Origin of the sequence: Xanthomonas nasturtii (assembly GCF_023337365.3) — a bacterium.
Lineage (GTDB): Bacteria > Pseudomonadota > Gammaproteobacteria > Xanthomonadales > Xanthomonadaceae > Xanthomonas > Xanthomonas nasturtii.
This window is the reverse complement of sequence record NZ_CP142084.2, coordinates 3,886,791-3,906,736: the sequence shown is the minus strand read 5'-3', so window position 1 is coordinate 3,906,736 and position 19,946 is coordinate 3,886,791. Positions and strand designations below refer to the sequence as shown.

Sequence of the window (19,946 nt, the reverse complement as noted above, 5' to 3'; positions counted from 1 at the left end):
GAAAGCGTGGTTTCGAAGATTCAGGCCACTGCACCTGAGTGTGATGTCAGTCGTTCCAGAGCGATACCTACAGCGCGGTCGTCGAACAGCCTGTCTTTGCGCATGGCTGCGTCTGGGCCACCTGGCCAATTGCGTATGCCTTCACGCATCTCTGCCACTTGCGTAGTGATGTCCTCTTTTGCAATCAGCCAGTCAACCGTTGCCAGCAATTCCATGCCAAAAGGCGACTCAAAGCCATCGATCAAGGCCGCTGTGGCCTCCAGTGCCGGGGCATACTGTTTGGCTTCGCTCTTGAGATAGGCCTGGACAAAACTCTTGCGAGTATCATCGAACCAGATGACATCCAACGGATCTGCATCGCCAATTCGCTTGTCACAATGCAAGTAGCTGCCATCTAACCCATCCAGCAGGTGGCGGAGACGGTCGGCATATGGGCCGTATCTATGTGGCTCAAAGCGCAAGTCCAGCTTAGGCAAGCCTGCGCGTTCGATGTTGCGCTCAAGAAACCACGCTAGCTTCTGGATTTCCAGCAGGCTGCATTCCATGCCCAACACCCAGTAGCGACGTACCAGTTCCGCAATCAATGCGCGTGCTGGAGTCAGCTTTTCCACGCCGGAGCGCTTTGCAACATTTTGATACTTCAAGGTAGGCTCGAATACGAAAATGTCGGTATCTAGACCCGCCAGTGTTTCCTCAATCAGTGGACGCACGTTAGACCAGTCCAAACCTCCATTGCCTGCGCCCAGTGGCGGAATAGCAATCGATTTGACCTTGTTTTCTACCAGGAACAGGCGTAAATCCTGTAATCCCTCTGTGATCCATTCGATGCGTGAATCGCCACGCCAGTGCTGTTTGGTCGGAAAATTGACGATCCAGCGTGGCCCGTCCAGTTCGTTGGTTTCGGTGACAAATACCTTTCCGGTGCGCACTTGCTTTTCCTTGCATGCAGCAGCATATAGTAGGAAGTTTTTGTTGAAGCGCTCCTTGAACATCAGCGCGATGCCCTTACCCATGACGCCGACGGTGTTGACGGTGTTGACCAGTGCCTCGGCACGTGCCTGCAGTAGATTGCCTTGCGTGAACGTAATCATCAGAAGTACCACTCGGTACGGGCATAAACCGGCAATGTGAGGTTGCGCGCCTGGAGTTGACGCGCGATGACTAGCTTTAAATCGTCTGTATAACACACGATGCCTAACAGCCCGCCGATTGGCAAGTGTTGGTAAATTAGCGCTTCCGCCTGATATCGCTCAAACTTAGCCGGGTCCTCCTGGTCGCGACGGAAATCGCGCGCCTGAAGCAGCGGCCAGTCGATCTTGTCGAGATTGGCCAAATCGGAATGAAACGTTGTTAGTTGATAATAAGCATGGCTATCAGTGAATAAAAAAGGCCATCCTCGTGCAGCGACGTGATGCAGGCTGGAAACAAGTATTACAATTTCTTCGTTCGACCGTCGTTGGACGCCTCCCCAGCCCGTATTGATGTTGCGCAGCATCGGCGAAAATGGAGTGAAGTAAAAGGGTACGTAATCGTTCAGGAAGCCGCCTGGCACGATCGGTACAGGATGATTGGCGCGCTTGTCGATTCCTGGTTACCGATGTTCACCCAATCTACGCTCTGTACGGCTCCATTACCGCAGTGCAGGCCGTTTTCCAAAATCCAGGGCAAGTTGTCGCGATGGACGATACGCCAGATCAGGGCTTTCTTCGGGTTGAGGTTTGGGTAGTGCCCTGGCATCCGTCAGTCCTAATCCATATCGCTCAGCTCGACGTGCGAATGGTTGGTTGCAATCGTCAACGTTAATAGGCGATTTGGCTGGATATGGCTGAAGTTGTTACGCCCCCAAAACCTGCGTTCACTGAAGCACCCATTTTAGAACCTGTTCACGATCTTCGCAGATCAGTGCAGACTATGCGGATGCGCCAAAAGAGCTATCCGAGTGACATGAGCCGGGAGCAGTTCGCACACGTGCTGCCGATCCTGGAACAAGCGCGCAAGCGCACCAAGCCACGCCGTGTGGATTTATATGAGGTGTGGTGCGCAGTGTTGTACGTGCTGCGAACCGGTTGCCAATGGCGAGCGCTACCCAGTGACTTTCCGAAGTGGCGGACCGTGCACTCGTACTTTGCCAAGTGGAGCGAGTGCGACGATGAGGGGGTGAGCCTGCTGGAGCGGGCGCTCAAAAAATCAGGTTGGCGTGGCCCGCGTGAGACAGGGGCGCAACGCTTGCACCAGGTTCTTGATCGTGGACGCGCAGAGCGTCAAGAACACGGACACAGCTGGGCAAAAGGGGTATGACGCAGGCAAGAAGGTGTCGGGCATCAAACGGCATATCGCTGTTGATAGTCAGGGGTTGCCCCACGCAATCGCGGTGACGACGGCGGAGGTGACCGACCGCAAAGGTGCGCTGCAGGCGTTGGAGCGCTGTCAGTCAAACCTGACGCTTGTACAAAGCTTACTGTGCGACGGCGGTTACACCGGAGTACCGTTTGCCAGCGGCGCGCGAGAGATTTTAGGCGAGCAGCTCACGGTGCAGATTGCCAAGCGCAGCGAACTGCACACCTTCAAGGTCATGCCCAAGCGATGGATTGTCGAGCGTAGTTTTGCTTGGCTGGAGAAGAACCGAAGGCTATGGAAGAACTGCGAGCGCAAACTCAACACCAGCCTGCAGTTCATCCATTTGGCCTTCTTGGCACTGTTACTCAGAAGATTGTGAACAGGTTCTTAAAGTCGCCCAATTGGTGATGCTTGGGCGGCTCGCGCTTGCTCAGTATTTCGCTACGCCGTTGTCCACCTCGTCCGACCACGCATCGATGCCGCCGGTGACGTTGTAGACGTTGGTAAAGCCCATGCCGCGGAAATGTTCGGCCGCTTGCAGGCTGCGCCCGCCGCGGTGGCACAGGAACGCCAGCGGGGTGTCCTTGGGCAGCTGTTCGATGGCGGCACGCTCATGCGCATCCAGGGTGCGGAACGGTGCGGCCACCGTAGCCAGCGCACGTTCGTCGGCCGGACGCACGTCCACCAGGGTCAGGTTGCCGGCCTTGAGGCGGTCGTCGGCATCGCGCACCGACAGCTCTTGCACCGGCTTGGGCGCGTTGGGGTTGTCGATGGCCAGACCGCGGCCACGGATGTCGTCCACCCAGTCGATGGTGATGCCCTCGGCGCGGCGCGCGCTGGCCAGGTCGAACTGCACACGCAGGCCGTTGGATTCGGCTGCGATGGCGTTCGGGTTGGTCGGTGCCAGCTGGAAGTTGGGCTGGAAATCGGCATCGATGGACAGCGTCAAGGACGCATCCGGCGCATCGGCCAGCGCACCCTTGAGCATCTCGACCGCGGCCGGGGTGATGGTGATCTTGGGCGGGCTGCGGTCGGGCGCCTGCAGGCCGAGCATGCTGCTCAGCTCGCCGCTGTCGGCCATCTGCAGGATGATGTCGCTGCCGCCGATCAGCTCGCCATCCACGTACAGCTGCGGAATGGTTGGCCAGTCGCCGTAGGCCTTGATGCCCTCGCGGATTTCCTGGTCGGCCAGCACGTTGACGTGGGCATAGTCGATGCCCAGCCCGTCCAGCACGCCGACCGCCTTGGCCGAAAAGCCGCATTGCGGCATGCCCGGCTGGCCTTTCATGAAGAGCACCACGCGGCTGGATTGCAGCAGCGTATCGATACGGGAACGCAGGGCGGGATCGAGGGACATGGCAGCACTTCGGTAAGAGCGTGGAGAGCAGGCATTCTACGCCGCGTGGCATCATGCGGCATGACCACGCCGGAAACGCTGTATCGCATCCCCTCCCACCCCTACCGCTGGGTGGGTTTGTTTGCCCTCTCGCAGGTCGCGGTGGCGCCGCTGTGGTGGCATCTGGGCTGGGCCTGGGGCGTGCCGGCGTTGCTGCTGTCGCATGCGCTGTTCGTGGTGCCTGTGTTCCTGCCGCGCGCGCGCCTGTATGCGCCGGTCGTGACGCGCCTGCCCGGCGGTGCGCCGCAGGTGTGGCTGACCATCGATGATGGCCCTTCCGACGACACTCCGGCCATCCTCGATCTGCTGGATGCCTACGATGCCAGTGCCACTTTCTTCGTGGTCGGCGCCCGTGCCGAACAGCGGCCGGAGCTGGTGCGCGAGATCGTGCGGCGCGGGCATGGCATCGGCAACCACAGCCACACCCATCCGCAGGCCTGGTTCTGGGCGCTGGGGCCGCGCCGCATGGCCCAGGAAATCGGCCAGGCGCAGCGCGTACTGGCCTGCATCACCGGGCAGGCGCCACGGCTGTACCGCTCGGTGGTCGGCATGACCAACCCCTTCGTCGCCTCGCCGCTGCGCGCGCACGGGCTGACCCGCGTGGCCTGGAGCGCGCGCGGCTTCGACGGCGTGCGTTGCGAACCGGGCGCCACCGTGGCGCGTATCGTGCGCGACCTGCAACCCGGCGCCATCGTGCTGCTGCATGAAGGCGCCGCACACGGCCACAACCTCACCATCCTGCGCGGCGTGCTGGAGGCGATGCAGGCGCGTGGGCTGGTGGGGCGGCGGCCGGAATAGAGCGGCCGACGAAACGACTGCGCTCACCGCCAGGCGGGCGTGGCTGCTGCTCAGCATCGGCACGTAGCGCGTGGACGCTGCGGTTGGTCAACGCCATCCACCCCCGCCTGACGGCTGCTTGCTACGGTGTATCAGCCTGCTTTCGGACACGCGCTGGCCGTACACGCAGGTTGGGCGGTAGAGCGCTATGCAGCAATGTGCCCGTCACGGCGGGCGTTTCGCTTGGGCGTCCTCGCTGTTACTGACGCTGTGACTCTCTGTGTGATGTGGCGCTGGATTGTCTGTGGCGCTGATCGGTTTGCTGAGCTTGCTGCGAAGTCATCCTGGCATGCATCGCGCATCGCCAGGAATGAGAGTGCAGTGCAGTGCATCTGATCGGCGCGCTGGCTGCTTCGGTTCGATGGCGACTGCCAGGTTTCAGGCAAACCAGCGCAATGCCGTGATCATCATTTGCAGCGTGTTCGATGCACGGCTCTATTGACAGCGATTCGGCACGGATCGACCATGCGCGCCCAGCCAGCTGTTGTGCCCACCCTGCAGGGTGCGCCCGCGCCAGCCTCATCGGCCGTCATCGACGGCAGTGTTTCACTCATGAGGCTGACTGCATGTTCTGTTGCATCGTTTCCGCGCGTGTTGGCGTGCGTGTACCGTTCTGTTCGCCGCACCTGCGCGTGGCGTACTCCGTGCTTGCGTTGGCCTGTGCGTGGCCGTTGGCGGCGATGGCGCAGTCGAGCGCGCGCGATCCGGTCGATCTGGATCGCATGCAGATCAGTGCGCATCGCAGCGCCACCACCGAAGGCAACGATTCCTACACCGCCGATATCGCGCGCAGTTCGACCAAGCTTGCGCTCTCCTTGCGCGACACGCCGCAGTCGGTGGTGGTGGTAACGCGCCAGCAGATCGTCGACCGCAACCTGCAGTCGCTGCAGGACGTCACCGACACCGTGGCCGGCTTCAACTCGCCGACCTGGGATACCGAGCGCACCTACATCAACGCACGCGGTTTCGAGGTGGACTATTACCGCATCGATGGTATTCCCACCGATTACAGCGGCGATGTGCAGCAGAACATGGCGATCTACGATCGCGTCGAGATCGTCCGTGGTGCCAACGCACTGACCTCTGGTGCGGGCAGCCCGGCGGCATCGATCGACCTGCTGCGCAAGCACGCCGACAGCGCTGTGTTCACCGGCCGGGTGGATCTGTCGGCCGGGCGCTGGGATCGCTATCGCGGCAGCGCGGACCTGCAATCGCCATTGAACGCCGCCGGCAACGTGCGTGGCCGCGTGGTGGCCAGTTACGAAGACAAGCAGTCGTTCCGCGATCACTACAGCAAGCAGTCGTCGCTGTTCTACGGCATTGTCGATGCGGACTTCAGCGATGCCACCAGCGGCTACATCGGCGTCAACAAGCAGCGCAATGATGGGCGCGGCACCACCTGGGGCGGCGTCCCTGCGTATTTCAGCGACGGTCGCCGCACCGATTTTGCGCGCTCGGATTCGTTCACCCCGCGCTGGGCGCGTGGCGTGGCCGACACCACCAATGCCTTTGCCGGGCTTACCCACCGTTTCGACAACGGTGCACAGCTGCATGTGGAGTACTCGCATCAGCGGTTTGCAACCGATTGGAAATCGGTGCTGTTCGGCTATCTCGACTATCCGGACCGCGACACCGGGCTGGGGCTGACCAGCAACTTTGGCGGGCGCTATCCCATGCTCAATGCGCAGAACAGCCTGGATGCTTTCGCCAGCCTGCCGCTGACCTTGTGGGGGCGCGAGCATGAGGTCGTGGCCGGCGCGACCTGGATGAATCGCAACGTGCGCAGCTGGTCAAACGCACCGCTGGAACCGCTGACTGCCGAAAGCGTCTATGCCTGGACCGGCAGGATGGCGCAGCCGCAATGGACGCCACTGACAAAGGGCGAAGACCGCGATGTGCGCCAGGTGGCTGCCTACGCTGCGGGCCGCTTCAGCCTGACCGATGCGCTCAAGGCCATTGTCGGCGCACGCGTCACCGACTGGAAAAGCGCCGACCAACTGGTGCCGGCCAACTCCTACGAACGCCGTGGCCGCACCACGCCATACGCCGGCCTGATCCTGGATGTGGACGACCGCCATTCGCTCTATGCCAGCTACACCGGCATCTTCAAACCGCAGAACACTCGCGACCGCGGCGGGCGCTACATCGACCCGTTGGAAGGCAATAGTTACGAAATCGGCGCGAAGGGTGCCTACCTCGGCGGCCAGCTCAATGCAGCGGTGGCGCTATTCCGGATCGAGCAGGACAATCTTGCGGTCAATGACCCCGGGCAACTGGTGCCCGGCACTACCGATCAAGCCTATCTGGCTGCCAAGGGCACCGTCAGTCAGGGCGTGGAAGTCCAGTTCGATGGGCAACTTTCCGAGCAATGGCGCATCGCATTCGGTTTCGCGCAGTTCGATGCCAACGATGCTGCGGGTGTGGACGTGAACCCGACCAGCCCGCGGCGCGAGGCGACGCTGTTCACCAGCGGCAGACCGGGCCGTGGCGTCTGGGCGGTGGCGTGAGCTGGCAGTCGGCCATCCACGAACTGATGGCCGGGCCGCAGGGCAACACCCAACGGCTGACCCAGGGCAGCGTGCTGCTCGCCAACGCGATGGCGCGTTACGACATCAACCAGGCCTGGTCGGCGCAGCTCAATGTACGCAACCTGTTCGATCGCAAGTACTACGCCAACATCGTCTACCAGAGCCAGTTGATCTACGGCGACCCGCGCGATGTGGAGTTGACGGTGTCCCGGAAGCTCTGAGCCGTTGCGGGGCGCCGACTGCCCTTCTCAGGGGGCGGCTGACAGCGCCTGCAACGAGGTCGCCGGTGACCGCTGCATGCCAGAGCTGTTGCTGCGGACTTGTCGGGCGTCTGCATCCGGCGTGCATGCGTTAGTTGTCTTAGAACCTGTTCACGATCTTCGCAGATCAGTGCAGACTATGCGGATGCGCCAAAAGACCTATCCGAGTGACATGAGCCGGGAGCAGTTCGCACACGTGCTGCCGATCCTGGAACAAGCGCGCAAGCGCACCAAGCCACGCCGTGTGGATTTATATGAGGTGTGGTGCGCAGTGTTGTACGTGCTGCGAACCGGTTGCCAATGGCGAGCGCTACCCAGCGACTTTCCGAAGTGGCGGACCGTGCACTCGTACTTTGCCAAGTGGAGCGAGTGCGACGATGAGGGGGTGAGCCTGCTGGAGCGGGCGCTCAAAAAATCAGGTTGGCGTGGCCCGCGTGAGACAGGGGCGCAACGCTTGCACCAGGTTCTTGATCGTGGACGCGCAGAGCGTCAAGAACACGGACACAGCTGGGCAAAAGGGGTATGACGCAGGCAAGAAGGTGTCGGGCATCAAACGGCATATCGCTGTTGATAGTCAGGGGTTGCCCCACGCAATCGCGGTGACGACGGCGGAGGTGACCGACCGCAAAGGTGCGCTGCAGGCGTTGGAGCGCTGTCAGTCAAACCTGACGCTTGTACAAAGCTTACTGTGCGACGGCGGTTACACCGGAGTACCGTTTGCCAGCGGCGCGCGAGAGATTTTAGGCGAGCAGCTCACGGTGCAGATTGCCAAGCGCAGCGAACTGCACACCTTCAAGGTCATGCCCAAGCGATGGATTGTCGAGCGTAGTTTTGCTTGGCTGGAGAAGAACCGAAGGCTATGGAAGAACTGCGAGCGCAAACTCAACACCAGCCTGCAGTTCATCCATTTGGCCTTCTTGGCACTGTTACTCAGAAGATTGTGAACAGGTTCTTAGAGTGAGTCGACTCGAACCAGGCACTCGAAGCGGCCGACCAAAAACGGTTGCGCCCACCGCAGGCGGCGCAGCTGGTACGCGTGAGTACATGTGCCGTTTACGCGCGCCAATTCCTGCGCGTGGTCTCCGCCCGCTCGACGAATGCACGTGACGTATCGTTGGTCGCTCCCGGCGCGGCGCTCAGCGCGGCTCGGCCACGATCAGCCAGTTATTGAATGGCGTATTGCCATACAGGGGCGCAAACGTCGCGCGCAGACCAGCCGCATCAAGCTGCGCTTGCAGGCTGTCGCGGGTGGGGTAACTACGTGGCATGCGTTGCATCCAGCCACTCAGGTGCGCCAACACGTCGGTCACGCGGCTGGTGCGGCCGCGGCTGCTGGCATCGCCCAATGCGCTGCGGATCACCAACTTCGCGCCGGGCGTGAGCATCTGCGCCACGCTGCGCAGCAGGCTGGCCTGCATGTCCGATTGCAGATACTGCAGCACATCCAGGATGGTGACGCTGCCCTGATGCTGCGGCCACGCCACACTCAGGTCGACCACCTCGAACCTGGTATTGCCCAGCGTCGAGCGCTGCGCGATGTGTTGAGCGCGGCGGATCTTGGAGGCATCCACATCCACGCCGTGATACGTCAGCGCCTGACCATCGGCACGCAGCGCATGGGCCAGCAAGCCCAGCCCGCAGCCCAGATCCAGCACCGGCGCAGTGGTAGTGCGTAGCTCGGCCAGCACGCCCGGATACAGCGGGTCGGTACGCAGCTTGGCCTGCGTGTAGTAATAGTCGTAGCGGTTGCCCAGCGGGTGCGGTGGCAAAAACGCGCGCGCAATCGTCAGCGCCTGCGCGCGGCTCATCGGTTGGGTGGCGGTGCTGTGCAATGTCGTTCCTTGGCAATCAGGCGTGCTGCGCGGCTAGCTTAGGGCCTGTTGGCCTGATCGGGGTAGGGCCGAGTACCGTTTTGAGCGGCGTGGCCGTGTTTGAAGGCACGCTCTTCTCGAAATCGCACGCGGCGGGGCGGTGCTGCGGCGCGCTTACTGACGAAGACGCGAGTGCAACCGCATCTACGCGCCAGCGAAGCAACTGACATCACGCGCGATATCTTGCGCTACAAACGCAGGTTCAGCGATTTGTACGCGAAGGCACACCGCAGATGCCCGCCAAATGAGCGTTGGGATTTAGACAGTCGAGTCCAAGGATCCCACCGCGCCCAGCGCATCGCGCGCCGCAGGCAGCGCCAGCGCGGTCCAGCGCGCATACATCGCGCCGGAGGGATGCAGGCCGTCGTCGACCAGCATGTCTCCCGCATCGCCGCCATCGCGGCTGGTGGCGGTGATATCGACAAAGCGCACCGCGCGTTCGCGGCAGCGGTCGGCAGCAACCGCGTTGAACGCATCGATTTGCGCACCGATCAACGGCGCATCGCCGCCTTGCGCGTGTGCAAACGGGGTCAGCCCCCAGTCGGGAATCGACAGCACGAACACGCGTGCGGAGTGCGCGCCTGCAAACGCGATCGCGCGCTGCAACAACGCATCGAACTGGCTGCGGTACTCGTCCAGCGAGCGCCCGCGATATTGGTTGTTGACGCCGATCAACAGGCTCACCAGCTCGAATGGGCCTTGCGGTGCGGCAGCATCGATGCCGGCCTGCAGTTCGTCGGTGGTCCAGCCGGTGGTGGCGATGATCTGCGGCGGCGCCACGTTCCAGCCGTAAGCGCGCAACCCCTCGACCAGTTGTACCGGCCAACGCTGCGCGGGGGCGACGCCTTCGCCGATGGTGTAGGAATCGCCTAGCGCCAGATAGCGCAGCGGCGTGCCGGGTGCCGCCATCACGCCACGCTGCGCGGCTTGAGCGGCACCACTTTAGTCACCGCTTCGGCGCGGCGTGCCAGGGCGCGGTCGATGCGCGCAAACACATCGCGCATCACGCTGGCTTCCGGCATCAAGGTCACGCGGAAGTGGTGACGGTACGGCACATTGAAGCTGGAACCGGGAACCACCAGCACGCCTTCTTCGTTCATCAGATCGAGCGCGAATGTGTGGTCGTCGAAGTTGCGTGCGGCCGGGCCGACCACCGCTGGGAATGCATACAGCGCGCCGGCCGGTGCCACCAGCGACAGATGCTCGCTCGCCGCACAGGCCTCGATCACCGCGCGGCGGGTCTCATACAGGCGCCCGCCCGGCGCGCATAGCGCCGAAATGGTGTCGGGCCCGTTCACCGCCGCATCGATGGCGTACTGCCCCGGCACGTTGGCGCACAGGCGCAGAGCGCCAAGCAGGTCCATCGCGTTGCGCAGGTCGTTGATGCGCGCCTGCTCGCCGGACAGCAGCGCCCAGCCCACCCGCCAGCCGCAGGCGCGGTGCACCTTGCTCAAGCCGCTGAAGGTGATGCACGGGTGCGCGCCGGCCAGCGGCGCCACCGGCACGAAGGCTGCGCCGTCGTAGAGCACCTGGTCGTAGATCTCATCGACCATCAGCAGCAGATTGTGCTTGGTGGCGATGGCCACGATGCGCTCCAGCAGCTCGCGCGAATAACTGGCGCCACTGGGGTTGTTCGGGTTGATCAGCACGATGGCGCGGGTGCGCGAAGACACCAGCGTTTCAATCTCCACCGGGTCTGGCTGGAAGCCGTTTTCCGGCGCGCAGCGGTAATACACCGGGCGACCATCGTTGAGGATGGTGGCCGCCGACCACAGCGGATAGTCGGGCGAGGGCACCAGCACTTCGTCGCCAGGGTTGAGCAGCGCCCGCAGCGACAGGTCGATCAACTCGCTGACGCCGTTGCCGACAAAAATACGGTCCGGGTGCGCATCCGGGTGCTGGCGACGCGAATACGCGGTGGCGATCGCCTCGCGCGCTTCCGGCAGGCCTTGCTGATGCGTGTAGGGATCGGTGCGGCCCATGTCGTCGGCGATCGCGCGCTGCAGATGCTCCGGCGCCCGGAACCCGAACGCTCCCGGGTTACCGATATTGAGCTTGATCAGCTTGCGGCCCTGCGCCTCCAACTCCCGCGCTCGTCGCGCCAGCTCGCCCCGGATTTCGTAGCGGACTTCGGACAGACGCTCGCGGATGGCGAGCGGCTTTTGCGGGGCAGTGGACATGCGACGGGCCGGTTGTAGGCGTGAGGCTTGGCATGGTAGCGGAAATGCGCCATGCGGGCATGCTTGCATCGGCAACGATGTCAAGTGGGGCTTCAGGCCTGCCGCGCATACCGATTGCACAAGCCGCTGCGGCCGGCCAGCTAGAATCGCCCCATGAGCGACACATCCCCCGATTACCCCACCCTCCAATCCATCGGCTGGCCCTGGCCTGGTCCCCCGGAAGACCCCGCCTGGCGGGCGGTCTTCGCCGCGCATCCGCAGGCGTTGCCGGCGCGGGTGGTGGAGCAGCACCGCACCGGTTACGTGGTGGCCGATACGCCGGAGGCCAGCCTGAAGGCGGAGTCCTTGCCGAAGTGGCAGCGGCCGCGCTTCCCGAGCCATGAGCGGGCGGCGGTGGGCGATTGGGTGCTGATGGAGGGCAAGCGCATCGTGGCGCTGCTGCCGCGGCGCACCTCGATCAAGCGCGGTGCGGCCGGTGAGCATTATCACCAGCAGGTGATCGCGGCCAATATCGATACGGTGTTCATCGTGTGCGGGCTGGATGCGGACTTCAATCCGCGCCGTATCGAGCGCTATCTGTTGCTGGTGGGCGGTGGCGGGGCGCAACCGGTGGTGGTGCTGACCAAGGCCGACCAGACCGAATACGCCGAGGATGCGTTGGCGGTGCTGGAGGAGCTGGAGGCGCAGAACATCCCGCTGCTTGCGGTCAATGCCAAGGACCCGGAGAGTGTGGCCGCGTTGCGGCCATGGCTGGGCGATGGGCGTACGGCGGTGCTGGTGGGCTCGTCCGGTGCGGGCAAGTCGACGCTGACCAATACGCTGCTCGGCACGCAGAAGATGAAGACCAATGCGGTGCGCGAAAATGATTCGCGCGGCCGGCATACCACCACGCATCGTGCGCTGATCCCGCTGCCGTCCGGTGCGTGCCTGATCGACACGCCCGGCATGCGCGAGCTCAAGCCCACCGGTGAAGAAGATCTGGCCGAGGGCGGCTTTTCCGATGTGGAAGCCTTGGCGGCGCAGTGCCGCTTCAACGATTGCGCGCATATCGCCGAACCCGGTTGCGCGGTGCGTGCGGCGATCGAGGCCGATACGCTGGATCCGGAGCGGGTGGCCAATTACATGAAGCTGCGCATGGAAGTGGCCGCAGCGGCCGAAAAGCTCGCCACACGCCTGGCGCAGAACAACCGGGGCAAGGGATCGGGCCGGCGGCCTGCCAGCGTCGATCGCAACGGACGCCGCTGATGCCGTTGCGCAAGGGGCCGCCGGACATCGTCCATCATGCGGCGCTGGATGCGCGCCTGGTCAAGGCCGTGCGCGGCGTGCGCCTCCTCGCGCTGGCCAGCTGGCCGCGCTCGCTGCAGGAGCCGTTCCTGCAGAGCGTGACGCGTGGGCAGCCGGAGCTGCCGCGGGTGGAGTATCCGCGACTGGATTTCGGCGATACCCGGCGCGAGCTGGCGGCCATTGCCAAGCAGGCCGATCCGCATCACCCGCTGGGCCCCTACCTGATCGACTCGACGCATAGCTGGGGCCTGGCCGCCGGCCTGCTGGAATCGCTGGGCACTCCCGCAGTCAGCGATTACTCGGCGCAGCTGTTCGGCGTGCCCGACGACCCGATGCCGGGCAACGGCCCGAGCACGCGCGAGGCAGCGCGGCACTTCATCCAGATCGCGCAGGAGCTGGACCGCGAACTGCTGGCGCCGGAAGAACAGGTGCCGGTCTCGGCAACCGCCCTGCGCATGCAGCTGCAGAACGATCTGGACGCCTTCTTCGAAGGGCGCGTCATCACCGTTACGCTGGATCCGGATCTGCTGGCCAAGGCGGCGGCCGGCGCGCATCGCATCCGCCTGCGCAGCGGCGCCACCTTCAGCGATTACGATCGTGCGCAGCTGTTCCATCACGAGGCGCTGGTGCATTCGCTAACCGCGCTCAACGGGCGTGCGCAGGTGCACCTGCCCAGCCTGGGCATTTCCTCGCCGCGGACCACCGCGACGCAGGAAGGCCTGGCGACGTTTGCCGAGCAGATCACCGGCAGCATCGATATCGAACGCATGAAGCGCATCAGCCTGCGTATCGAGGCGATTGCGATGGCGCGCTCGGGTGCGGATTTCATCGAGGTGTTCCGCTATTTCACTGCAGGTGGCCAGAGCGCTGCAGAAAGTTTCTCGTCCGCGCAGCGCGTGTTCCGCGGGGTGCCCACCAGCGGCGGCGGTGCCTTCACCAAGGACACCGTTTACCTGCGCGGGCTGGTGGCGGTGCACACGTTTTTCCGGCATTCCCTGCAGCGCGATCAGCTGCAGCTGTGCCGGTACCTGTTTGCCGGCAAGATGGCGCTGGGCGATGTGGCGCGCTTTGCGCCCTTGTTCGATAGCGGCGTGCTGGTTGCACCGCGCTGGCTGCCGCCGTGGGTGAGCCGGGTCAGCGGGCTGGCCGGCATGCTGGCCTTCTCGTTGTTCGCCAATCGCATCCGCATGGATCAGCTGCAGCCGCCGGCGATGAATGTCTGAGAATCGTTACGACAGGGTGCGACCACTTGCCGGGTAGCTGCGAACACGCACCGCGATTTTAGAGCAGCTGAAACAACGACTGCGTTCACCGTCAGGCGGTCGCGGCCGATGCTCGGAATCGGCATAGCCACTCGTACACCCTGGTTCCTCCGTGCCGTCTGCACCACCTGTGGACTGCTCGCTACGTTTTGTTAGCCGCTCTTGGTAGTCGCGCGTCCCGTGCGGATGTAGCGGGCCTCGCGATTGCGTGGCCTTCTGCAAGTGGCGCTGAACCGTATGCATCGCGGCGACACGTTCTACACGATGTTGCAACGGGCTGATCCACACACTGGTCACCTCGCCCGAGATGGGCAACGACACGAGGAAATGCGATGAACATCCTGATGGTGCTCACCTCCCACGACCAACTCGGCGATACCGGCAAGAAAACCGGCTTCTGGCTTGAAGAATTCGCCGCGCCGTACTACGTGTTCAAGGACGCCGGCGCAGACATCACCCTGGTCTCGCCCAAGGGCGGCCAGCCGCCGCTGGATCCCAAGAGCGACGAGCCTGACGCACAGACCGATGCCACCAAGCGCTTCAAGCAGGACGCCGACGCGCAGCAGGCACTGGCCAGCACGCATCGTCTGGCGGACGTCAAAGCCGAGGACTTCGATGCCGTGTTCTATCCAGGTGGCCACGGGCCGTTGTGGGATCTGGCCGAAGACGCGCAGTCGATCGCCTTGATCGAAGCCTTCGCCGTTGCCGACAAACCGCATGCCCTGGTCTGCCACGCGCCGGGCGTACTGCGTCGGGTCAAGGGCAGCGATGGCAAGCCGCTGGTCAACGGCCGCCGCGTCACCGGCTTTACCAATGGCGAGGAAGAGGGCGTTGGCCTGACCAAGATCGTGCCGTTCCTGGTCGAAGACATGCTGACCGAACTCGGTGGACGTTACGAGAAGGGCGCCGACTGGGGCGTGCATGTGGTGGCCGATGGCACGCTGGTGACCGGGCAGAATCCGGCCTCGTCCGAAAAAGCCGCCGAGACCTTGCTCGAGCTGTTGAAGCGCTGATTTTGCGGTTGTCGTGTGGTCGTGCATCGACCGCCGGAGGAAGTCGCGCCTTTCGACTTGGAGCGGCTGACACAACGTAGCGATTAGTCGTCAGGTGGGTGCGGACGGGGCGAAGGAGCTGGCATGTACGAGTTATACATGCCGATGCCGAGCACCGGCTGCACCTGACTGACGGTGAGAGCAGTAGTTTTTTAGCTGCTCTTGGTCTTGCGTTTTCAGAATGCCGCAACGTCCGATAGCTCAACGCAATCCAGTGCTCGCAACCAAGCGCACCCACGATCTCGACTTGCCCTTGCCCTTGCCCGTCCACCGTCGCGGGACCTCACGCGGCATGGATGCCGCGTAAGAGCCTACATGGACGTACTTGCGGCGTGTCCTGCGATGGTGGGCGGGCAAGGGCCCTGCAGTCAGGCCGCAGATCGCCCGCTCTGGCAGATCATCCGCTTTGAAGTGCGTTCACTACTGCCCAAAACCGCTTAGGCACTACGCTCCAACCAGCGCACCGCATAAGCCGGCAGCACCAGCCGCATGTCATCGCTCAGCGATTCGACCGCTGCGTCGCTGTCATCAGCCAGTAACGTCCATCGGCCATGCCCGATCGCAGCAAGCTCCACCGTCAGGGGCTGATCGCCGAAGTTGTGGACGGCCAAGAAACCATCGCCACGCGTCAACGCAAACAGTCGCGGATCGCCCAGCGGAACGCTGCCCAACGCCTGATCGGCAGCGAGTGCAGAAAGCGCAGCACGTTGCTGGATCAATGCACGCAATCGGCGATACACCTTGCCGCTCAAACTATCCGCAGCCTCACGTTGAGCAGCAACCTGCCAATCCATCGCCGGACGATGCAACCAGCGGCCTTCGTGCTGACGAAGCGGGTCGCCTCGATAACTGATGTCGTTGGGCAAGGCGAGTTCGTCGCCCATATAGATCAACGGCACGCCCGGCATTGCAAGCACGATCGCATAGAGCAGTACCAACCGATCCACCGCAGTGTCCAATGCCACCGCATTGCCTGCCTCCTGTGCCGCCTGAATGCCCGCAAGCGCAGCGGCCATGCCATTGGTGCCATGCACGCCGTCGCCACTGCTCTGGAAGCTCTCGCCGCGCGCGTAGCTGCCTGGCACATCGTTGGCATAGAAACGCGCGACATCGCGTAACGCAAACGGTGGCTGCTCGGCATTGCCGGCCGCTTCGTGCTGCAGCACGTTCCAGCCGATATCGTCGTGGCAACGCACATAGCTTAGCCATGCGCAATTGCGCGGCAATGGCGGGCTATGCGCGATGACGTCGTGCAGGATGTCGCCGCGTTGCAACGCCAGTGCCGACCAGCCGGCTGCCATCAGCGTGCTGTGATACGCGAGATGGCACTCGTGTCCCTGGTCCGCACCTGTGCCGAAGTAGGGCGGCAGCTGCGTCATCGGCACGATGGCTTCGGCCTTCATCACCACCGCCGGCGCAACGATGTCGGTGACCGCGCGCAACGCCACCAGCAAGGTGTGCGCCTCGGGCTGGTTCATGCAATCGGTGCCGGTGCGCTTCCACAGGTAGGCGGTGGAATCCAGGCGAAACGCCTCAACGCCCAGGTTGGCCAGCCGCAACATGGCCAGCGCCATGTCGCCGAACACGGCCGGGTTGCTCCAGTTCAAATCCCATTGATAGGGGTAGAACGTGGTCCACATCCACTGCGCGGTGTCGTCCACCCAAGTGAAGTTGCCGGGCGCGGTGTGCGGAAACACCTGTCCTAACGTGCTTTCGTACTGATCGGGCAGGGTGCGGTCGGCAAAGTGATGGTAGTAGTCGAGATAGCGTGCATCGCCGGCGCGTGCCGCCTGTGCCCAGGCGTGATCGTCGGCAGTGTGGTTGAGCACGAAGTCCGCGCACAGGCTGATATCGGCTTCGCGCAAGCGGGTGGTGAGTGCGACCAGATCGTCGTTGTTGCCCAGGCTCGGTTCTACCTGGCCGTAATCGCTGACCGCAAAGCCGCCGTCGTTGTCGCCGGCGCGTGCGCGCAGAAACGGCAGCAGATGCAGGTAGCGCACGCCTAGCTCCTGCAGATAAGGCACGCGCTCGGCCACGCCCTGCAACGTGCCGGAGAAGCGGTCCACGTAGGCGCTGTAGCCCAGCATGTGCTGTGCGCCGAACCAGCCGGGCTTGCGGGTGGCATCGAGCTGTTGCAATGCGTGCGGACGTTGTTGCGCGTTGCTGCCGAGCGCGGCCAGCCACTGCGTCAACCACGCTGCGTAATCGGGGCGTTGCCCATACAGCGACTGCAGCGCATGCAGCAGGCGCGGTGCGTGTTCGTCAAAACGTGCCAGCAACGGGTCGGCGCGCTGTGCATCCAGCGGCGCGGCGAAGGCCGCGCGCAGAGCGGTGGAATCGATGGGGGAGGTGCTCATTGGAAGCCGCCGAGCCTGGACCCGGCGCGGGGTCCTTAGAAGTCGTAACGCAGGCTGATGCTGGTGGTGCGGCCGGCAATCGAGCGCGCGCGAATGATGCCGTTGGCCGGAATGGTGGCCTCTTCGGCTTCGGTCAGGCCGAAGGTGTTGAACAGGTTGTTGACGTTGAGTGCGACGGTGAGCGCATCGGTCACGCGGTAGTCGCCGAACAGATTCACCTGCGTATAGCCGGGCATCTTCAGCTGATTGGAATCCTGCGTATAGGCATCGGTGGTGCCGATCAGGTTCACGCCGAACTGGTAGCCGTCGCCGCGATAGCTGGGCGTCAACTGCCACACCACATCGGCCTGCCGGCGCGGCACATTGCCGGTGTTTTCCGGGGTGATCTGGTCGCGGGAGATTTCTGCATCGGTCCAGGTCAGGCCGCCGTTGACGGTGAAACCCTCGTAGCGGTAGCTGGCTTCCAGCTCCACGCCGTGCGCTTCGTAGCTGCGGTTGAAGAAGCGTTGGCTGGTGACTTCGAAGTTCTGCTCCTGGGTGCGCGCGGAGAATGCGGTGGCGAACAGGCTCAATCCATCGCGGCGCCACTTCAGGCCGGCTTCGGCCTGGCGCACCACGTTGACGCCTTCGTCGGACGACACCGAGCCGTCGTCGCGCACCACCCCGAACAACAACCGGTCTGCATTGGCGCGTGCGCCGCGGCTGATGCGCGCGAAGGCGCCCAGGTCGTCGGTGATCAGGTAATTGCCGCCCAGCGAGTACGACAGGTAGTTCCAGTCGTAGTCCACCGGGCGGGAGTTGGCGGTGTCGACCGTGGCCACGCGTTGCTCCACCGGCTGGATCACGCCGTCGCCGTTGACGTCCAGGTTCTGCGCGATGGCGGTGCCGTTGTAGGTGCCGCGCGCGTCGCCCATGTCGTAACGCAGGCTGCCGTCGACGCTGAACTTGCCGCTGTCGAAGGTAAGCGCCACGTACGGTGCATTGACGTCGTAACGCACGTCGTAACTGCGGGTGATGCAGCAGTCGCCCCAGAACGGGGTGCCGTAGGCGTACAGGCCGTTCTGCGAGCGCGACACGCCGGCAGCGTCGACCACGTTGAGCAGGCGCGAATCGCGGCCCAGGGTCTGCACGTAGGAATTCCAGGTCCAGTCCATGTCGATGGTCTGGCGCGAGCTGTAATAGCCCATGCGCAGGTTGAGCGTGCGGCCGTCGCCGCCGAACTCGCGCGAGACGCTGAGGTCGTTGGTGACGTTGCCCAGGTCGTTGATGGCCACGTTGAACAGATGCGTGCGGATGGCGTTGCCGGTATAGGCCTGGCCGGCGTCGGCGCCGCTGGCTTGTACCAACTGCGCACCGGCACCACCAATGGACGCTGCCAGCGTGGCCGCGTCGGTGACTTCGGCCGGGAACGGGCTGACGAAGCGGCCGCTGTTGTCGGCAATACGGAATTTTTCGCTCAGGTTCCAGCCGTTGCCCAGGTCGAACCAGGCCTCGGCGCCGATGGTGCGCGAGATCGGATGCATGCCGTCGCCCAGGTCGGTGCGGCGTGGCTGGTTGTTGCCATCCAGGCCGACATCGCTGCGGAAATTGCGGCTGTACAAGGTGTCGTTGCCGGGGTCGAAGCCGGGGAAACCGCCCAGGTCCGGCGAGCCGTCGCGGCCACGCACGGAGGTGGGCACCGGCAGGTAGCCGGCGGCGCGGTCGTTGAGGTATTTGCCGTACAGGCGCACGTAGCCGTTGTCGAACAAACGGGTGAGGTTGGCCTTGATCTGGCCGCCCTTGTCGGTGGTGTAGCCGGCATCGCGCACGCCATCGCCCTGGCGGAAGAAGCCGCCGATGTTGAACTGCCACTGCTCGGCGAACGGCGCGCCGTAATTGAAGTCGATGCGGGTGTTGTCGTAGTCCAGGCCGCGGCTGACGCCGACACTGCCGCCTTCGGTATCACCGGTCTTGCTGATGAAGTTGATGATGCCGCCGGGCGCGTTACTGGTGAACGTGGACGCCGAGCCGCCGCGGATGGCCTCGATACGGTCCAGGGTGAAATCCGAACGCAGGAAGATGTCGGCGTTGCCGAAGGCGATATCGCCGAACTCCATCACCGGCAGGCCGTCTTCCTGCAACTGCAGGAACTTGGCGCCACCAGAGGCCACCGGCAGGCCACGCACGGCGATGTTGGCATTGCCTTCGCCACCGCTGGATTCGGAGCGGATGCCGGGGATGTTGCGGAAGATTTCCGCAGTGCTGCGTGGCGCCGATTGTTCGATGGCCTCGGCACCGACGGTGCTGACCGAGACGCTGGATTTCAGCTTGGTGGTGGCGGTGGAGGTGCCGGTGACGAACACCGAATCCAGATTGACCGCGGCGCTGTCGGCAGCCGGCGGCGTGGCCGGCGCAGCGGCGGCGGTGTCCTGGGCCAGCGCGGCAGGCGCGCACAGGCAGGAAACGACCGCGCAGGCCAGGGCGTGCAGGCGCAGGGTGTGCAAGGTGGACATTGCGATTCTCTCTCTCACGGATAGTGGTGTGCCGACGCCTGCATCGTCCCCTCCCAGGGAGTGGCCGTGTGGCCTGCAGTGCGAGCGCAG

17 protein-coding genes and 3 other RNA genes are annotated in these 19,946 nt (G+C 63.8%); 10 read left to right on the top strand and 10 right to left on the bottom strand.

Going from position 1 to position 19,946, the window contains the following annotated elements; translation table 11 throughout:
• Positions 1-20: 20 nt before the first annotated feature.
• From darG to M3O59_RS16960, 3 genes are read right to left on the bottom strand one after another with little or no spacing between them, the layout of a single operon-like run.
• Positions 21-1,091, bottom strand: a complete 1,071-nt coding sequence (darG, locus tag M3O59_RS16970) for a type II toxin-antitoxin system antitoxin DNA ADP-ribosyl glycohydrolase DarG (RefSeq protein WP_116906839.1) — start codon at positions 1,089-1,091, stop codon at positions 21-23.
• Positions 1,091-1,552 (bottom strand): type II toxin-antitoxin system toxin DNA ADP-ribosyl transferase DarT, encoded by a 462-nt coding sequence (darT, locus tag M3O59_RS16965; protein WP_220375946.1) that lies wholly within the window; start codon positions 1,550-1,552, stop codon positions 1,091-1,093. The genes darG and darT overlap by 1 nt, the downstream gene beginning before the upstream one ends.
• Entirely contained in the window at positions 1,534-1,737 is a 204-nt protein-coding gene (locus M3O59_RS16960) for a DarT ssDNA thymidine ADP-ribosyltransferase family protein (protein WP_220375947.1), read from the bottom strand. The genes darT and M3O59_RS16960 overlap by 19 nt, the downstream gene beginning before the upstream one ends.
• Positions 1,738-1,917: 180 nt before the next feature.
• Here M3O59_RS16960 and M3O59_RS16955 point away from each other — a divergent pair.
• A protein-coding gene (locus M3O59_RS16955; RefSeq protein WP_373419014.1) for an IS5 family transposase occupies positions 1,918-2,716 on the top strand; the annotation gives its coding sequence in 2 pieces (ribosomal slippage) (positions 1,918-2,189 and positions 2,188-2,716; 801 coding nt in all).
• Between the two features lie 51 nt (positions 2,717-2,767).
• Here M3O59_RS16955 and grxD read toward each other — a convergent pair.
• Positions 2,768-3,694, bottom strand: coding sequence for a Grx4 family monothiol glutaredoxin (grxD, locus tag M3O59_RS16950; protein ID WP_116907008.1), 927 nt, complete (start codon positions 3,692-3,694; stop codon positions 2,768-2,770).
• Between the two features lie 60 nt (positions 3,695-3,754).
• On the opposite strand from grxD, the gene M3O59_RS16945 reads away from it, so the two are divergent.
• The 5 genes from M3O59_RS16945 (at position 3,755) to M3O59_RS16925 (ending at position 8,302) form a co-directional block, all read left to right on the top strand.
• Positions 3,755-4,531: a polysaccharide deacetylase family protein gene (locus M3O59_RS16945; RefSeq protein ID WP_116907007.1), complete on the top strand. Its 777-nt coding sequence runs from the start codon at positions 3,755-3,757 to the stop codon at positions 4,529-4,531.
• A gap of 61 nt (positions 4,532-4,592) precedes the next feature.
• A non-coding RNA gene (locus M3O59_RS16940) (sX9 sRNA) lies at positions 4,593-4,668 on the top strand.
• Positions 4,669-5,202: 534 nt separating this feature from the next.
• Complete coding sequence (locus M3O59_RS16935; RefSeq protein WP_345778809.1) at positions 5,203-7,077, top strand: TonB-dependent siderophore receptor; 1,875 nt, start codon at positions 5,203-5,205, stop codon at positions 7,075-7,077.
• Positions 7,074-7,319, top strand: coding sequence for a TonB-dependent receptor (locus tag M3O59_RS16930; protein ID WP_258872271.1), 246 nt, complete (start codon positions 7,074-7,076; stop codon positions 7,317-7,319). The genes M3O59_RS16935 and M3O59_RS16930 overlap by 4 nt, the downstream gene beginning before the upstream one ends.
• A 184-nt stretch (positions 7,320-7,503) precedes the next feature.
• Positions 7,504-8,302 (top strand): IS5 family transposase gene (locus tag M3O59_RS16925; protein WP_373419007.1). Its coding sequence is split into 2 segments (ribosomal slippage): positions 7,504-7,775 and positions 7,774-8,302, totalling 801 coding nucleotides; the frame shifts between segments, so codons are not numbered across the junction.
• A gap of 192 nt (positions 8,303-8,494) precedes the next feature.
• On the opposite strand, the gene M3O59_RS16920 is transcribed toward M3O59_RS16925, so the two are convergent.
• The 3 genes from M3O59_RS16920 to M3O59_RS16910 all read right to left on the bottom strand — a co-directional run bounded on the left by M3O59_RS16920 (position 8,495) and on the right by M3O59_RS16910 (position 11,409).
• Positions 8,495-9,166 (bottom strand): class I SAM-dependent methyltransferase, encoded by a 672-nt coding sequence (locus M3O59_RS16920; RefSeq protein ID WP_116905879.1) that lies wholly within the window; start codon positions 9,164-9,166, stop codon positions 8,495-8,497.
• Positions 9,167-9,487: 321 nt separating this feature from the next.
• Complete coding sequence (locus M3O59_RS16915) at positions 9,488-10,138, bottom strand: SGNH/GDSL hydrolase family protein (RefSeq protein ID WP_116905880.1); 651 nt, start codon at positions 10,136-10,138, stop codon at positions 9,488-9,490.
• On the bottom strand, positions 10,138-11,409 hold the full coding sequence (locus M3O59_RS16910; protein WP_064629300.1) for a pyridoxal phosphate-dependent aminotransferase: 1,272 nt from the start codon (positions 11,407-11,409) through the stop codon (positions 10,138-10,140). The genes M3O59_RS16915 and M3O59_RS16910 overlap by 1 nt, the downstream gene beginning before the upstream one ends.
• A gap of 153 nt (positions 11,410-11,562) precedes the next feature.
• Between M3O59_RS16910 and rsgA the strand changes: the two genes are divergently transcribed.
• From rsgA to M3O59_RS16890, 4 genes are all read left to right on the top strand, one after another.
• A complete protein-coding gene (rsgA, locus tag M3O59_RS16905) occupies positions 11,563-12,654 on the top strand; it encodes a ribosome small subunit-dependent GTPase A (protein WP_116905881.1) in 1,092 nt (363 codons plus the stop codon).
• Positions 12,654-13,916, top strand: coding sequence for a flavohemoglobin expression-modulating QEGLA motif protein (locus M3O59_RS16900; RefSeq protein ID WP_116905882.1), 1,263 nt, complete (start codon positions 12,654-12,656; stop codon positions 13,914-13,916). The genes rsgA and M3O59_RS16900 overlap by 1 nt, the downstream gene beginning before the upstream one ends.
• A 123-nt stretch (positions 13,917-14,039) precedes the next feature.
• Positions 14,040-14,113, top strand: a non-coding RNA gene (locus M3O59_RS16895) — sX9 sRNA.
• A gap of 174 nt (positions 14,114-14,287) precedes the next feature.
• Positions 14,288-14,968, top strand: coding sequence for a type 1 glutamine amidotransferase domain-containing protein (locus M3O59_RS16890; RefSeq protein WP_064629291.1), 681 nt, complete (start codon positions 14,288-14,290; stop codon positions 14,966-14,968).
• 64 nt (positions 14,969-15,032) lie between these two features.
• Here M3O59_RS16890 and M3O59_RS16885 read toward each other — a convergent pair.
• From M3O59_RS16885 to M3O59_RS16875, 3 genes are all read right to left on the bottom strand, one after another.
• A non-coding RNA gene (locus M3O59_RS16885) (sX9 sRNA) lies at positions 15,033-15,108 on the bottom strand.
• A gap of 336 nt (positions 15,109-15,444) precedes the next feature.
• Entirely contained in the window at positions 15,445-17,364 is a 1,920-nt protein-coding gene (locus M3O59_RS16880; protein WP_116905883.1) for an alpha-amylase family protein, read from the bottom strand.
• Positions 17,365-17,399: 35 nt separating this feature from the next.
• Positions 17,400-19,856, bottom strand: coding sequence for a TonB-dependent receptor (locus M3O59_RS16875; RefSeq protein ID WP_181920552.1), 2,457 nt, complete (start codon positions 19,854-19,856; stop codon positions 17,400-17,402).
• Between the last annotated feature and the right edge of the window lie 90 nt (positions 19,857-19,946).

Excerpts from the sequence above, each read along its gene's own strand:
- darG (WP_116906839.1), bottom strand. The coding sequence starts at position 1,091 with ATGATTACGTTCACGCAAGGCAATCTACTGCAGGCACGTGCCGAGGCA.
- M3O59_RS16960 (WP_220375947.1), bottom strand. The coding sequence starts at position 1,737 with ATGCCAGGGCACTACCCAAACCTCAACCCGAAGAAAGCCCTGATCTGG.
- grxD (WP_116907008.1), bottom strand. The coding sequence starts at position 3,694 with ATGTCCCTCGATCCCGCCCTGCGTTCCCGTATCGATACGCTGCTGCAA.
- M3O59_RS16945 (WP_116907007.1), top strand. The coding sequence starts at position 3,755 with ATGACCACGCCGGAAACGCTGTATCGCATCCCCTCCCACCCCTACCGC.
- M3O59_RS16920 (WP_116905879.1), bottom strand. The coding sequence starts at position 9,166 with ATGAGCCGCGCGCAGGCGCTGACGATTGCGCGCGCGTTTTTGCCACCG.
- M3O59_RS16915 (WP_116905880.1), bottom strand. The coding sequence starts at position 10,138 with ATGGCGGCACCCGGCACGCCGCTGCGCTATCTGGCGCTAGGCGATTCC.
- M3O59_RS16910 (WP_064629300.1), bottom strand. The coding sequence starts at position 11,409 with ATGTCCACTGCCCCGCAAAAGCCGCTCGCCATCCGCGAGCGTCTGTCC.
- rsgA (WP_116905881.1), top strand. The coding sequence starts at position 11,563 with ATGAGCGACACATCCCCCGATTACCCCACCCTCCAATCCATCGGCTGG.
- M3O59_RS16900 (WP_116905882.1), top strand. The coding sequence starts at position 12,654 with ATGCCGTTGCGCAAGGGGCCGCCGGACATCGTCCATCATGCGGCGCTG.
- M3O59_RS16890 (WP_064629291.1), top strand. The coding sequence starts at position 14,288 with ATGAACATCCTGATGGTGCTCACCTCCCACGACCAACTCGGCGATACC.
- M3O59_RS16880 (WP_116905883.1), bottom strand. The coding sequence starts at position 17,364 with ATGAGCACCTCCCCCATCGATTCCACCGCTCTGCGCGCGGCCTTCGCC.
- M3O59_RS16875 (WP_181920552.1), bottom strand. The coding sequence starts at position 19,856 with ATGTCCACCTTGCACACCCTGCGCCTGCACGCCCTGGCCTGCGCGGTC.